A 14564-nucleotide genomic window follows, 5' to 3' on the forward strand; every position below is an offset into this window, starting at 1 on the left:
CTAATCTCCTCCTCCCTTCGATCCGTCTCTATAGCTGGGGAATACTCGCTCCATCCGGTCAAATCGCTCGATCGGCTCATCGGAGGCCAGCCGTCCTTCTCGAATTTCCCACACCCGCGTGGAAAAATGGGCAACGATATGCGGATCATGCGTTACGATCAAAATCGTCGTTCCGGATCGGCGATGCCGCTCGAGCTTCTCGAGAATCGCGAACGTGTTGCGCGCATCCTGGCCGAACGTCGGCTCGTCGAGCAGCAGCGCGCGGTGATGCTTGACGGCTGCCGCAGCGACACTGAGCCTGCGTTTCTGCCCAAGCGACAGCTGGTACGGGTGATGCTCCCGCCTATGGGCTAGGTCGAACTCCAACATCGCCGCTTCGGTTTGCCGATCTATCTCTTCTTTGGAGGCGCCTGCCAGCCGCAGCGTATACGCGATCTCCGCCTGAACGCTGTTCGTGACGAATTGGAACTCCGGGTTCTGGAACACAAGCGCCAGCTCCCTGGCCGTTGCCTCCCGATGGCGGCGATCGATCGGCTGCCCGAGCAGCATGTACATGCCGCTCGCGCGAAGCAGCTGCAGAAGCGAGAGCAGCAGCGTGCTTTTGCCGGCTCCGTTCTCTCCTACGATCGAAATCCATTCACCCTCGCGCACCTCCGCCTTCTCCACGACCAGCTTCGGTTGTTTGCCGCGGTAGACGGTCCAATCTTGCAAGCCAATGAGTGGAGGCTTCCTATCAATCCGGGACGATTCATTGGCGCCCGCCAGCTCTTCCATTTCCCCCGCCGACAGCTTCTCCGCCACCCGCTCCCGCATAAGATCACGGTACCTATCGCTTGCCAAATAATCGTCCCATATTCCCGGCACCCAGATGCCGTCTGCCTTCAGCGACTCCCGCCAGGCAGAGAACACAACTGAGCGCGCCTCGTCCGCGACGATCTCGGCATCCGCATTGAACACCACGACCCGATCCACATAGTCGGCAATTTCCTCGAGCTTGTGCTCGACGATAATAAGCGTCTTGTCTGCCGCCGCCGATTTGAGCGTATCCCACACTTGCTTCGTGCCCGTATCGTCCAACAGCGCCGTCGGCTCGTCGACGAACCACACATCCGGCTGCAGCGCTAGCACGCAAGCGATCGCGAGCCGCTGCTTCATGCCCTGGGACAGCGCCTGGATCGACGTATGAATGTCGTCAAGCTGCAGCCCGACTTGCCGCAGCAGCTCCTCGATCCGCCCCCGCATTTGCTCGCGCGGCACCTGCAAGTTCTCTAGCACGAACGCCAGCTCTTCGTCCACATAAGGCATGCAGAATTGCGTATCCGGATCCTGGAACACGTAACCCCAGGAGGCCGGTACGACCTGGCTGCCGCAGCGCATCGGCATCTCGATCGACTTGGGGATGAGGCCGGTCAGCACCTGCAGCAGCGTCGACTTGCCGCAGCCGCTCGGGCCGAGGAGCAGCACCTTTTCCCTGGCACTAACGGAGAGAGACAAGTCCCGGAACAACAGCGAATCGGCGCCGGGAAAAGCAAGCCGGAGCTGATCGACCGCCACTGCCGCCGGTCCCCCCCGTCCTTGGCTTGCAGCAGCCGCGGCGGACAGTGCGACGGATTCGTGCCAGCTCATGACCGGTTCAGCAAGTCATAGTCGGCTTGACTCGGCGGACGCACCAGCTTCGTAACGCCGGTCGCCTCCAACGCCTTCACAAGGTAATAAGCGAAGAAGCCGCAAATGACGACGGCGCCGATCATTCGGCATACGAGCAACAGCGTCACGTTCCACGCCGACAAATCGTCGATGTAGTTGTAATACAAGTCCATCAGCAGCGACCCGACGGCCGCTCCAGCGCCAGCCAGCGAGGCGGCGGTGACGGAATAGCTGCGGTAGCGGAAAGCGGCGAACACAAGCTCGGCGAACAAGCCTTGCAGCACGCCGGCCATGAAGACGGACACGCCCCACTCCGAGCCGGTGATGAACTCGCCGGAGGCGGCGGCCAGCTCGGCGAGCAACGCCACGCCGGGTTTGCGGATGATGAGGAACGCCACGGTCGCGGCCATGAACCACATCGGGTAAATAAGCTGGTCGATCTGGAAGCCCCACGGCTTAACGGCATAATACAGCGGAGACCACAGCTTGTAGACGACGGCGAACACAACGGCGATCACGATGGTGACCAGGATGTCGGTCAGCTTGAGCGGTTTGAACACGATACTTTCACTCCTTGGATAATAGAATAGGAACCGGAAACACAAAAAATCCACCCTCGCAGAGGGTGGATGCCGATTCGTCGATTGGCCGAATGTGATCTCCACTTCCCTACGCTGGTACAAACCAGATCAGGTTCAAAGGGTCTAGGACGCGAGCGTCCAGTCTCAGCCTTAGTAGGCTCCCCCAGTGACACATTTATCTTAACATGACTTTCCATTTTGTCAACTCATGGCGACACTCATAGATAACGAAGCAAGCTTTATAGATGCTGGGCCAAAAACTTCAGGATCGCTTCTTCGTGGAACGGCAGTCCTTCATGACCGTAGTCGTGGTAGATCTTCGCTTCCCGCACCTCGGCAGCCAAATGGTTATAGGCAGCGAAGCAAGTCGACGGCGGACAGATGATATCCTGCAGCGTGATGCCCATCAGCGTCTTCGCCCGGATCCGGGTCGCCAAGTTCATGCCGTCAAAATAGCTAAGCGTGCGGAACACTTGCTCCTCCTGCTCGCGCTCCGGATCGTACCGGCGGAACCAGTCGAGGATTTCCTTGTACGGACCGCCGGAATGATGCTGCACGGACCGACGGAAATGACACAAGTATGGATAGACCGGCAAAGCCACTTTCGGACGTTCGTCGATCCCGGCAACCGCCAGCGCGAGCCCTCCGCCTTGGCTGTACCCGCACACCGCGATGCGCGAGGCATCCACCTCTTCCCGGCTGCACACGAAGTCGAGCGCCCGTACGCAATCCAAGTATGCTTGGCGATAGTAATACCGCTCCGGATCGAGTATACCGCGCGTCATGAAGCCGATAATGCCGCCCATCGGGTATACCGCGTTGTCCGGCGTCAAGCTGGACTGGCCTCGCGTGTCGATGGCGAAGGAGGCGTAGCCGCTGATCGCATATTGCAATTGCTCCAGGATGCGCCCTCTGCCGCCGCCATAGCCGTGGTAGCGCACTACAACCGGCATAGGTCCTTGGCTCAGCTTGTCGTTCGGCACGACATACCAGCCGTGGACCGACGTTCCGTCCGCCCCGTCATAGACGACGTCGTACACGGTGATCGCTTCGACCGGGTACTCCACCTTGTTCAGCCTGGCATTCAGCGGCACCGCAGCGGACTCGGCTTTCGCCCGGCTCCAGAACGCATCGAAATCCGCTTGCAGCGTCAGCTCGGGCTTGTACTCTCTTAACTGCTCTAATGGCAAATCTACTAAAGGCATCCCGGCAGCTCCTTTTTGTGAATCAGTGACAAATTCTCAAACCATATGGTACTATAATCGTGGTATTTCGTAAATAAAAGAAACGGCGTTTCGAGGGAGCCCCTCCATGAATGAGATGAACCGGATGAAATCGATCATGCTGTCAGTTACGAGGGAACTGATTGCCGGTTGCCGATTCTGCGTGGAGATCAGTGCCGACCCGGACGAAAAGACTCCCATTCAATGCACCAAGTTTTCCGGCGGATCGTCACCGATCTTCTTGAATGCGGCGACATGTCTGTCCTGCCAAGAGTTCCGCAAGACGAACCCTGCCTTCTCCTCCAGGAGCGGCGATATAGACGAGAATGTCGAATAAGTCACCACGCTAGGGCGGTCGCAAGGCCGCCTTTTGCCATCATCCCGGCGGTCTATTGATTCGGCTCGCTTTCTGTGTCAATATTAGGCTTGTACCGCCCTGTCATTATACACTTAGAGAGAGAAACAGGTGACCTTACATTCATGAATCGACCCTTTTTCCGCTTGCTGACCGAGCTGTCCTCCAGAAAGTGGATTTCCCGCATAACCGGCGCTTTCGCCCAATCCGGCGTGAGCCGGCTTTTCATCCGCCGCTTCGCCAAGCTCTACGGCATTCCGCTGAAGGACGCCGAGAAGCATGTGAGCGAGTACCGGTCGCTGAACGAATTTTTCACCCGCCGGCTGAAGCCCGGACTGCGCCCGATTCATGAGCATCCCGATTCGCTCGTGAGTCCGGTGGACGCTTTGATAACGGGTATGGGACGGATCGAGTCCGGCCAGCTGCTGCGTGTCAAAGGGCAAGATTATTCAGTGGACGAGCTGCTGAACATGTCGCCGCGGACCGTGAACTACAAGCACGGGTATTTTTTCGTCCTCTACTTGAGCCCTACCGACTACCATCGGATCCATGCCCCCGCTTCCGGCGCCGTTCTGGAAAAGGAGCATGTGCCGGGCAAGGTGTACCCGGTCAACGACTTTGGCTTGACGCAGATGCGTCGGGTGCTGAGCCGCAACGAGCGGCTGATCACTTACATCGGACACGCCTTCGGGGAAATTGCGGTCGTGAAGGTAGGCGCGATGAATGTCAGCAGTATTCGCTACGCTTCGGCGAATTTGCCCGATCGGCTGGAGCGAGGCGGCGATCTGGCGTATTTCGAATTCGGCTCCACGGTCGTGCTGTTGACGGAGTCCGGCATTTTCACCCCACGCGAGGACTTGAAGCTCGGCTCGAAGGTTAAGATGGGCGAAGAGCTCGGCAGATTGCACGAGAAATAATGGACCTGGTTCGATCTCGCCCCTTGCAAAGCCGTTTTCGATCAACTCTCCTAAAAGCAGCGCCCCTCCAATTCGGCGAAATCGGACTACGAAGCCTACCGGTCGACGACCGCTTCTCCAGTCCGATTTTCTTTGGACTGCGTGCACAAGGCAGGTTACTTGGTGGTCGGCCGTCTGAGGTGCATCATAAGCTGCTCTTCCCTCTACTCCATGCTTTCCAGCACGACACGACCTTTATCCGTTATTCCTCCGGTGCCTGAAGGCCGCCGAAGCCCAAGGCTGAAGCGACCCGTTCCATCCGCTCGACGCCTTCCTCCAGTTCGGCTTCATTCAGATGGGCGAAAAAGAAGCAGGCGGCCGGCTCCGCTACGCCGATATAATTTTCCTGCGCGTCGACCCAGACTACCCCTGCTCCAGCGCAATGCGCCCGGAACCGCAAGTATCCCGCTTCGTCGCTCCTCCAGCGAGCGAAAATGTGCAACCCCGCGTCCGAGGGCACGATCTCGAACAACCGCCCGAGTACGCGCTCGAACAGCCGACCGAACCGATCGAACCGGCGGCTGTAGAGGCGCCCCATCCGGCGCATATGCCGCTCATAGCCGCCGCCCGCCATAAACTGCGCCAGCGCCCGTTGCTCTAGCGCCGCAGCGGGCGAGGGCTCGTACAGCTGCAACGCGCGCACGAACGGCTCGACGAGCCGTTCCGGCAGCACGGCGTAGCCGATGCGCAGCTGCGCCTGCATCGTCCGCGTGAAGGTGCCGACAAAGACGACACGGCCATCGCGGTCGAGGCCCTTCAGCGGTTCGATCGGCCGCCCGCGGTGGCGGAATTCGCTGTCGAAGTCGTCTTCGATGACGACGGCGCCGTTCTCGGCGGCCCATTGCAGCAGCGCCTGCCGCCTCGGCAGGCTCATAACCGCGCCCGTCGGGAATTGCCGACTGGGCGTCACAAATACGAGCCGGGCATCCCACGGCTCGACCACCAGCCCCTGGCCGTCCACTCGGCCGGGGACCGGCACGCCGCCGGCGGCGAATACGGCCGAGCGAATCCCGGTGTAGCCGGGATTCTCGAGCACCGCCTTGTCGCCGGCGTTCAGCAGCAGCTGCGCGAGCAGGGCAAGCGCTTGCATCGAGCCGCTCACGACGACGACCGTGTCCGCCGTCACGTCGAGGCCCCGCGCCCGGCGGAGATGCCGGGCGATCGCTTCCCGCAGGGGGCGGTACCCCTGCGCAGGAGCGGCGGCGGCCGGCGCCTCAGTATTGGCGCGGACCTCCGCGTACAGCAGGCGCCGCCACTCCGGCGCCGGGAACGGCTGCGCGGCGGCGTGGCCGAAGTCGAAGCGGATCTCCCGCTCAGCCGACGGCTGGTCGACCGCAGGCAGGCGTGTCGGCGATAGGCGTGCCGATGCTGCGCTTGTTGCCTGCGTATTGACTAGCTGACGCTCGGGTAGCGGCGTGCCGTTGGATTGAACGCCAACCCCTGAAGGCTCCGGGACTGGGCCACTCGGATGCACGTCGGCAAAGCGGCGCGAGTTCGGGGTCGCTCTCGGCCGAAGCTCGCGCTCGCTGGCCAGCGCCTCCAGCCGGCGGCCCCAGTCCGACAAAGGCAGATCGGCCGTATGCAGGCGATTCCCGGGCTCTAAGGACTGCCTGTACCGGACGTAGGTGCCGCTGCCTAACACCGCCTCCAAAAACCCCTCCGCCATAAGCCGCTCATACACTTGATAGACGACTCCGCGGGACAAGCCGTACCGCCGCCCCAGCTCACGGCTGGACGGCAGCTGCGTCCCGTACGGGAAACGGCCTCCCTGGATGGCATCCCGAAAAGCGGCATATAACGCGGTCTGCTTGTAGCGATACGTCTCCAAGTACGGCTCCAGCGCCAAATGAAACTCCATGCCGATGTCCCCCTTTTCCGTACCATTCTACCAAAAGAGAAGGGGGAATTGAACCGCACAGTGGCCAGTCTCCAGTTGACCATCCAACCACTCCATCCGATAACCGTAAGGCTGAGACGCGCTAACTCGGATTTGCCGCATATCCGCATCATACTCCAATACAGCCAGGGCGTTTACGTTGTCCAGCATGATCCTGAATAATCGCGTATAGAGATACCCGCCTACCGCCAATATCCCTCTTGGCGGCAGCTGCAACCGGGACCGATGCTCCCGCCGGTTTCGCTCGGACGCTTCCGCCATACGGCGGAGCTGATCAGCCGTCGCGTTCGCGAGATGTCCGCGCGCCCCGACCCCCGTCAGCTCGTCATACCGTACAAGATGAGCTTTCCCGAGCCGAACCAGCTCCTCCACATAATCCCGGGAATGGGTAACCGGAACGCGAATATCGCCGCTGCCGTGCGCGATATAGAGCGGCGTGATTAAATTGACGGCCAAATGTATCCCGCTGCGGGCTTGATAACGCTCCATATCCTGTTCCGGACGGCAACCGATCCAAATGTCCATATCGTCCCGAAATTCACCGGTCTGATCCTGGTTGTACCACCTGGCATAATCGGAGATGCCGTACAGGGCCGTGGCGGCAGCGAACAAGTCCGGGAACTTGGCGATCGCCGCGAGCACGTTGCCCCCGCCTCCGCTGCCGCCTTCCAAGTATACGGATGCCTCAGGCAGCAAGTATTCGCTGTATTCCAGGCGTGCCGATTGGACGGCATCATAAATATCCACGAGCTCGAGACCGTTGCAATCCGCCTCCCCTTCCGAGAACGCCCTCCCCCTCATGTCGACCTGGACGATAAGATAAGGACAATCGCTTGGCCCCTCCCGCCGCTCCGGCTTAGGCATGCTCATGTGCCAGCCATGGAGCTGGACGAGCAAATGACCCGGCTGCTTCGGCTTAATCACATTCATTCCCAACCTAATTCCGGGCGTAACCGAAGAGGCATAGAGAAGATAATCCTGGTAGGCGGAGCGAAAGGGAACGACCGCGCTTTTCGACAATCGTTCGCTGTCCTCGTATTGCTCAAACATGGCAGTCTGCTCCTCCTACTCGCATAAGAATCGACACAGAAACTCGACGCCATGGTCGGACGGATCGAATTCGTGCCTGCCTTGGAATTCACGATAGTGAAACCGGTCGGCTATGCCGAGCCGCTCGTAATGCGTCTTCACCTTCGCTGCTTCCGGTCTCGCCGAGGCCGTAAGGAACAGTTCATCTTCCAAACCGACTTCTATATAGAACGGGCGGGGACAGATCAAGCCGGCCACCTCCGCGTCCAGAAACGTATTCCCTGAGTTCCGCCAAGTCCAATCCACACGATCGTAGACGAACCGGTCATTGAGAAAGCAGGATGACAAGGCAGCTTGAATCCGCGTGTCTGCGGCAGCCATGAACAACGTATAAAAGCCGCCGTAAGACAACCCTGCCATCCCGATCCGATCGGCACGGATTTCCGGTCTTGTTTCCAAGTAATCCAAAGCCCTTCTTAGCTTGAAAATCTCAACCGCTGTAATGGAGCTGCCCAGTTGCTTGAGCTGGTTATCCATCCGGTTTCGGTTGTTCTCGGGACCTTGCTCTTGGGTCCAGAGATGAAGCTGAGGGGCAAATACCGCGCATCCACGGCGCAATATCCTTTGGATGATGCCATTGTAATTGCTCGGTCCGTTGAACCCCGCGCACAGCTCCGGCGTTCCCGATCCCCCGTGTTGGACGAGAACAAGCGGACAAGGGCCCTCGACGGTATGCGGGACAAAAAACAAACCATACAAGCTCAACGCCTCATCGAGGTGCACCTCTAACCTATAAATACGGGATAATGGATCGGAAGCTACATATTCGATGTCAGCCGTTGGAATACCGAGCGTGCGGTCATAGCCCTTTAACGGCCAGCCCAACATATCGGCGAACGATTCGCGGTATGGTTGCAGCGATAACGCATATGTACTAGGGGAGGAGAAATCGGGACGGAAAAACATCTTACGTTTGCCCTCGGCCCGTCCTCTGGCTTGCCCGATGTAACGCTCCAGCTGTTCATATTGCTTCTGCCTGCGGGCATTGGCCAACCCGGCAGCTTCCAGGTGTTCATGGTATTCCATTGGGGTCCCCCTATTTCCATCAAGGATTCATGAAGACATAATACGAGGACACGCCGGGAAGAACCACCCGGAATGTCCCCGTTCCTTCCATTCTGTTCGAGCTTAAGCCTTACTCCTCCTCAGGCGATAGAAGCGTGATGCTGCCCGAGCGGGCATACAGGCCGAAGTAACCGTCGTCTTCGATTCGGTCCGTCTCGGTGTCCAAGAAGTAAAAAATGTTCTCGCCGTCGATGTTCAGGATCAGCCTGACGCCGCCCGATTCGTTAACCGCCCCGACCTGTACTCGGTGCCGTTCTCCGAACGGGAGGAAATTATTAGGGATTGCCGGTCCACCTATGCTCGTATAGCCGTTGATATTGCCGTAAATGATCGTTCGAGCTCCACCGTTAAAGCGCTGCAGCTCGATGACGTCGGGCTTGAAGGAAATCAAATACAAGTCATTCGTCAGCGAGGTAAATGCCTGATTCGGTTGTTGGCTGCGCAGCACGAGCGATGGCCAACCTCCGGTTCCCTCGATCAAGATGTCCATCGTCAGCAACTCATCCCCGAACGTGGAGCCCTGGTAAGTCGCGAATCCGCTTGGCGTCGTGATCGTAATCAGGTCTGTATCCGACACCAGGTTGTCGGGATTTACGGGATACACGTACCAATGGGCTGGATCGTTGATAACGGCATCGATCGGATAAGCGTCATATTCAAGCCCGGCCGCATTCCCGTAATGCTGGGCGGTTACGTGAACGGTTTTCGTATGGGGAACTCCCTCTACCACGACGGAGAACTCGATATCAGCCTCGCCCGGCACCAATGCCGTCAGTAACCCAGGCGCCTCGATCCGAATGACAGTCGGAGACGAACTGGAGTAGGTGATATCGGTAACCGTCATTTTTTGCCCATACAACGACTTGGCCTCTATGCTGAGCTGCCTGTTGCCGCCTCGGACCATACTATACTCGTCGCCTAGCACATGTTTGATTTTGCTCTCTGTATAGTAGACTTCGATATGGTCGAATGCGTCGTCCACATAAACCGGAACGGCATAATGCTTCAGAAGCTCTCCATGACGCACGTGCACCCAAATCTTGGTTGTCCCTGGTCCAATCGCCTCAACATTCCCGGATGCATCCACTTGGGCGATGCTCTCATCGTCGCTGGTGTAATAGACTGTGGCGCCCGACAAGCTAACCGGCACATCCTTGCCAGTCGTGGCCGATACGTTCAATGGATAACTAGCTTCCGTGGCCAAATCGAGTTTCTTGGGTAACACGATCCTTTCCGGGGTAGTTCCTCGCAAATCCTGATAGGCGGGTTCGAGCCCCGAGTTGGCGATAATCGCCAGCGCTTCCGTCGGCCAATCCGCATTCGGGTAAACGCGGGTGTCGTATTCATAAACGTTCACGCCGACCTTTTTGATCTGGCCGGTAGTCGTATAGTTCGACTGGAACGTAATGTCGTGGCTAGTTAACGGTCCGTTCACGAACGCCCACGTAACCGGGAAAATTTCGTCCCAGATCGGCGTCTCGGTGGCGTCTATCACGTTGCCCTCGACATGCCAGAATGTGGAGCCTTCGTCATTGTAAATGACTCCATAACGGTTCTTCTGGTTGCGAAGATAGTTTTCCGTAATTTGATTTTTGTTGTCCGCCGTGCCTCCGGTTCCGCCAAGCGTATAGATGGCGCCGCCGTCATAAATTTGTTCACCCATAATATCGTGGATGAAATTGGCGTGAAGCTTCGCATTGCGCAGCGACGACGTCTTCACGTGCGCCAACCCGTAACCGATCGAAATTCCATCATAAGGCACGTCGAAAATTTCGTTATGGCTGACCTCCATATCGATCGGGAAAGCGATGCCAATCGCGGCAGACGAACGGTAATCCACTCCGATATTATGGATATAGTTGTTGACGATGTCGACGTTGCGGATCAGCTTGCGCGGGTCGGATGGATTATAGATTTCTCGGTCATGCTTGGTCGGATCGCCCACGTCGATCGCGCTTCCCGAGATATCGAAGAAATGATTGCCCCGAATGAGGCTTTCTTGAACACCGTTGACCATCTTCAGCGCAATGATCCCCAGCTTGGAGAACTCGTTACGCTCGAAGCGGATCTGACTCGCCTTCTCCACCGTAACGGCCGAGATCGGCAGCGTATCGATGCCGTATCGAAGCAAGTTATTCTGGGCGTCGGCATGTCCCCAGTCGCTGCTCGGCCGCAGCCAGGTTGTGTAGGAGAAGGTCAGGCCTTCAAAGTGTATCCCTTGCACCGGCGTCGCAAGCGAGGTTCCGGAAATCTTCACCAGCTCTTCCACCACCGGAGCGATTACTTCGGCCGTGCTCATGTTCTCGCCCGGACGCGGCTTGTAATAAAACGTATCCGTCGTCCGGTCCAGGTACCATTCCCCGTCTTCGTCCAACAACTCGTAGGCATTCTCGATATACCAAGGATCGACGACGGTCGGCCGGATCGTAACATACATCCAGCCGGGCTGCTTCATGGTGAATACGGCTTTCTCATCCTCTACTGTCACCGATTGCACGCCGCCGCGCGGATTGGTCCATTCCGCCTTGTAGACGAATTCCAGATCGCTGATATTGCCCCAGCCGGCCATCGACGTATCGTCGGATGTATAGCCCGTCGAGGATCTCACCGGATTCGTCAGCCCGCCTTCGCTGCGCGCCCGAACGGCGCGGATTCCGTTGACATACAGCTGCCTGGTCTCGATATCGCCGCCGGCGCTGGCCGCGTAAATGTTGTTCTCGGCGTCGTATAACGTCCAGCCTGTAATCGGTCTGCCACCTTCGATGACTGGTTTCTCGTCCTCATAGGCTTTGTAGATGACCCAATACCCGTTGCCTCCCGAATCCCGCTCATCAAAAACAAGCGTCTCCTGCCGGTTGTACTTGCCTCCGCGCAAATACACCTCGATGTCTCCGGTCATGGAGTCATGGAAGGTCCGGATCACGTCCCTGGCCTTCTGGATCGTCTTGAACGGGAATGCCAACGTGCCCGGATTGCTGTCATCGCCCGTTGGGGATACGTAATAAACTGTCTGTACGTTTCTCGCAATCACCGTCACTGTACTCGAAGCGGTCTTACCGCCATCCACCGTGGAGACGGTAATCTGCGCCGTGCCTAAGCCGGTGCCGTGCACCAACCCTTCCTCGTTGACGGTAGCTACCGCGGGGTTACTGCTGCTCCACGTTACCCGCTTGTCGGAAGAATCGCTTGGCATCACCGTGGGAAGCAGTCGATAATCCGATTCCACCGGAAGCGTAAAAGCCGACGTATGCAGCGAGACCGAGTCCGGATGCTGCACATAGGCGGTCATGGTGACGCTATCCGTGAAGCTGCCTTCGACTGTAGTCGCCGTGACGACAGACGTACCTTCCGCTAAAGCAGAAGCTTGGCCATGCTGGTCGACGGCCAGCACTGCCGGATTGCTGCTGGTCCATTGCACCTTCGGAAAGGTTGCGCCTGCCGGCTCGACTACCGCGCTCAGCTTGGAGGTGCTGCCGATGGCGATTACGGTCGACGCAACGTCCAGCTCCACACCGGTTACAGCCTTGTAGCTGTCAAAGTTGAGATCGTCGAAGGAAGCCGTTCCCGAAGAGGGGCCGTAGATCCCGAATTGAACATTGCGGATCTCGTCCGCCGCCGCCAGCATCGGAAGGGCGTTGCCCTTCAGCACCCCGTCGATATAAAGGTCGTATTGACCGGTGACGGCATTAAGCGAGAGATCGAAATCATACCAACGGTTCGCTTCATAGGGCTGAACCGACTTCCATGATCCATTATCGAACACGGCAATATTCCCGTTCGCGTAAAACGCAACATCGACTACGGGCGTGTTCGCGCTGTTGCGGATCCTGGCGACGTTGATCACCGCATTCGTCTGGGATGCCATCGCTCGGATGGAAACCTTCATCTTCACGTTGCCGGCCGGCACCGTTTTGCCGACCAGATAGGTGCTGGCCGTAGGTCCGGGCTTCTCGATCCGCAGGCTCTTATCCGGGGCTGCATGCTCATATACGGCAGCGGTCACGCCCGTAGCGGTTGGGATGCTGAGCGTACCCGGTTTGGTCCCGACGGCATATCCGTTGAAGCTCTCGCTGAATACATCGCCCGCTGTCTTCACGACAATATGGCTGCTGGCTGTGTAGGCTCCGTCCTCGCTCATAACCGTAACGATGCTCTCGCCGGCCAGCAGTCCCGTCACGGTCGCGGTCCCATAGACGCTATACACGACGGAAACGACGGAGGGCGAACTGGATACCCATGTCAGGCTGCGATTCGTAGCATAGAACGGCTCCAAAGCGGCGGTTAACAGCCCGCTCTCCCCGCTATAAAGCGTCATGGAAACGGGGGATACCGTTACGCCCGTTACCGGAATCTGCGGCCCCTCCGGTACGGTAATGACGCATTGGCTGACTGCTCCGCCGATTGTAGCTGCCGTTACGATGGCTGTACCCGCTCCCATAGCGATCAATTGCCCATTCGCGTCAACGCGGACGACCTCGCTGTTGCTTGAGGTCCAGGTCACCGTCTGAAGCCCTGCCATCGCTGGCAGCACGGAGGCCGTCAATGTCTCTCCGTTGCCTTGCGCTAACGTAGCGGTGGACTTGTTCAAGCTGACACTGTGCGTATAAAGATTGAAATCATTGTAGTAAGCTGTCCCTACCGTCGTCCGAAATACTTGAAGATCGATCTTCTTGAGGTCCGCCGCGGTCGGATCCTTGAAGGCAATCGGTCCCGCTCTCAGGACGCCATCCACCCATACGCTGTATTGCCGGGCTGCCGTATCGATAACCGTGCTGATGTCGTACCAGACACCCGCCGTATACGATTGTAAGACCAAGGTGCCGCTGGACAGCTGCGCCTTGATCTTCCCATCCTGTGCGAACTGCAGGACAGCCAGCTCTTTATTGTCGGTCGAGCGCAGCTGTCCCGCCATCACGATCGCATCGGTTTGTTCCGCTCTGACCTTCGTTCGAAAAACGGCTTGCCCGGTTACTGCCGTATCGAGCGTCTTCCTGGCGTATAAATTGCCCGCCGTATCTGATTCCGTTCGGCTGATCTTCAAGCTTTTGTCCGTAGCGTCAGGCAGCTCGGCGACGCCGATGGTTCCTTTAACCTCCGCATAGCTCCAGCCTGATCCGACAGGCTTGGAGCCTGTGGCTACGCCATCGAATGTCTCGCTTGCGATATCTCCATTACCGACCTCCTCCGCGTGGACGATTGTTCCTGTCTCTCTAATAGCCACTCCTAGCAGCATGCTGAAAACCAGAATAATCGGAATCCATTTCTGTCGATTGCTTCGTTTCCTCATGTCCCTCCACCTCTCATTCAGCAGAATGTACAGGATGACTTTCCCTCCATCTCCGGTATCTGCCCTCACCTCCCCTCTTTACGGCCCATGAGCCCCTACAGGAGCAAATAAATTTGACCGTCCTCGACCTCGAGCGTGTATCCGCGAAGCTTCACCGAATCATCCGCCAGGTGCTTGCCGGTAACGAGATCGAATTCCCAGCCATGCCAAGGGCAGCGGAGGATTTCTTGGTCCCGACCGTATACGTATTCGTATACGGCCGAGGGCAGCTTCGTCCCGCACACCGTCCCGGCGCATACGGGTGCGGCCGCGTGCGGACACATATTGCGCCAGGCGTAATAGCGGTCCGCCACCTTGAACAGACCGATCTCGATGCCTCCCACCTCGATCAAGGTTCGACCGGTCTGATCTACAGTGTGGGCAGCGGCAGCCCAATGCTTGATCTTGCTCGTCTCTGCCATCTC

At 58.1% G+C, this 14564-nt stretch carries 10 protein-coding genes and 1 riboswitch; of the genes, 2 read left to right on the forward strand and 8 right to left on the reverse strand.

The window, feature by feature from the left end:
• The 3 genes from PKO02S_RS00975 to PKO02S_RS00985 form a co-directional block, all read right to left on the reverse strand.
• On the reverse strand, nucleotides 1-1626 hold the full coding sequence (locus PKO02S_RS00975) for an ABC transporter ATP-binding protein (protein WP_174819863.1): 1626 nt from the start codon (nucleotides 1624-1626) through the stop codon (nucleotides 1-3).
• On the reverse strand, nucleotides 1623-2210 hold the full coding sequence (locus PKO02S_RS00980; protein ID WP_127579147.1) for an ECF transporter S component: 588 nt from the start codon (nucleotides 2208-2210) through the stop codon (nucleotides 1623-1625). Before PKO02S_RS00980 ends, PKO02S_RS00975 begins: the two co-directional genes overlap by 4 nt.
• Before the next feature lie 86 nt (nucleotides 2211-2296).
• A riboswitch (TPP riboswitch) is annotated at nucleotides 2297-2403 on the reverse strand.
• A gap of 64 nt (nucleotides 2404-2467) precedes the next feature.
• On the reverse strand, nucleotides 2468-3433 hold the full coding sequence (locus PKO02S_RS00985; RefSeq protein ID WP_127579075.1) for an acetylxylan esterase: 966 nt from the start codon (nucleotides 3431-3433) through the stop codon (nucleotides 2468-2470).
• Between the two features lie 106 nt (nucleotides 3434-3539).
• Between PKO02S_RS00985 and PKO02S_RS00990 the strand changes: the two genes are divergently transcribed.
• Together PKO02S_RS00990 and asd are read left to right on the forward strand one after the other, a co-directional pair.
• A complete protein-coding gene (locus tag PKO02S_RS00990; protein ID WP_127579077.1) occupies nucleotides 3540-3788 on the forward strand; it encodes a hypothetical protein in 249 nt (82 codons plus the stop codon).
• A 143-nt stretch (nucleotides 3789-3931) separates the two neighbouring features.
• Nucleotides 3932-4723 carry an archaetidylserine decarboxylase gene (gene asd / locus PKO02S_RS00995; RefSeq protein WP_127579079.1) on the forward strand — a complete coding sequence of 264 codons (792 nt, stop codon included), beginning with the start codon at nucleotides 3932-3934 and terminating at the stop codon, nucleotides 4721-4723.
• 241 nt (nucleotides 4724-4964) lie between these two features.
• Here asd and PKO02S_RS01000 read toward each other — a convergent pair whose 3' ends face one another.
• The 5 genes from PKO02S_RS01000 to PKO02S_RS01020 all read right to left on the reverse strand — a co-directional run bounded on the left by PKO02S_RS01000 (nucleotide 4965) and on the right by PKO02S_RS01020 (nucleotide 14561).
• A complete protein-coding gene (locus tag PKO02S_RS01000) occupies nucleotides 4965-6620 on the reverse strand; it encodes an aminotransferase-like domain-containing protein (protein ID WP_127579081.1) in 1656 nt (551 codons plus the stop codon).
• Between the two features lie 27 nt (nucleotides 6621-6647).
• Entirely contained in the window at nucleotides 6648-7709 is a 1062-nt protein-coding gene (locus PKO02S_RS01005) for an alpha/beta hydrolase family protein (protein ID WP_127579083.1), read from the reverse strand.
• Between the two features lie 15 nt (nucleotides 7710-7724).
• Nucleotides 7725-8774: an alpha/beta hydrolase family protein gene (locus PKO02S_RS01010; RefSeq protein ID WP_127579085.1), complete on the reverse strand. Its 1050-nt coding sequence runs from the start codon at nucleotides 8772-8774 to the stop codon at nucleotides 7725-7727.
• Nucleotides 8775-8883: 109 nt separating this feature from the next.
• Nucleotides 8884-14100 (reverse strand): Ig-like domain-containing protein, encoded by a 5217-nt coding sequence (locus PKO02S_RS01015; RefSeq protein WP_127579087.1) that lies wholly within the window; start codon nucleotides 14098-14100, stop codon nucleotides 8884-8886.
• Between the two features lie 95 nt (nucleotides 14101-14195).
• A complete protein-coding gene (locus PKO02S_RS01020; protein WP_127579089.1) occupies nucleotides 14196-14561 on the reverse strand; it encodes a Rieske (2Fe-2S) protein in 366 nt (121 codons plus the stop codon).
• Nucleotides 14562-14564: the final 3 nt, after the last annotated feature.

The sequence above is a fragment of the Paenibacillus koleovorans NBRC 103111 genome (assembly GCF_004000845.1).
Classification (GTDB): Bacteria; Bacillota; Bacilli; order Paenibacillales; family NBRC-103111; genus Paenibacillus_AA; species Paenibacillus_AA koleovorans.

Bases quoted from the DNA above. Each gene is read 5' to 3' on its own strand.
- PKO02S_RS00975 (WP_174819863.1), bottom strand. From the start codon at position 1,626: ATGAGCTGGCACGAATCCGTCGCACTGTCCGCCGCGGCTGCTGCAAGC.
- PKO02S_RS00985 (WP_127579075.1), bottom strand. From the start codon at position 3,433: ATGCCTTTAGTAGATTTGCCATTAGAGCAGTTAAGAGAGTACAAGCCC.
- PKO02S_RS00990 (WP_127579077.1), top strand. From the start codon at position 3,540: ATGAATGAGATGAACCGGATGAAATCGATCATGCTGTCAGTTACGAGG.
- asd (WP_127579079.1), top strand. From the start codon at position 3,932: ATGAATCGACCCTTTTTCCGCTTGCTGACCGAGCTGTCCTCCAGAAAG.
- PKO02S_RS01000 (WP_127579081.1), bottom strand. From the start codon at position 6,620: ATGGAGTTTCATTTGGCGCTGGAGCCGTACTTGGAGACGTATCGCTAC.
- PKO02S_RS01005 (WP_127579083.1), bottom strand. From the start codon at position 7,709: ATGTTTGAGCAATACGAGGACAGCGAACGATTGTCGAAAAGCGCGGTC.
- PKO02S_RS01010 (WP_127579085.1), bottom strand. From the start codon at position 8,774: ATGGAATACCATGAACACCTGGAAGCTGCCGGGTTGGCCAATGCCCGC.
- PKO02S_RS01015 (WP_127579087.1), bottom strand. From the start codon at position 14,100: ATGAGGAAACGAAGCAATCGACAGAAATGGATTCCGATTATTCTGGTT.
- PKO02S_RS01020 (WP_127579089.1), bottom strand. From the start codon at position 14,561: ATGGCAGAGACGAGCAAGATCAAGCATTGGGCTGCCGCTGCCCACACT.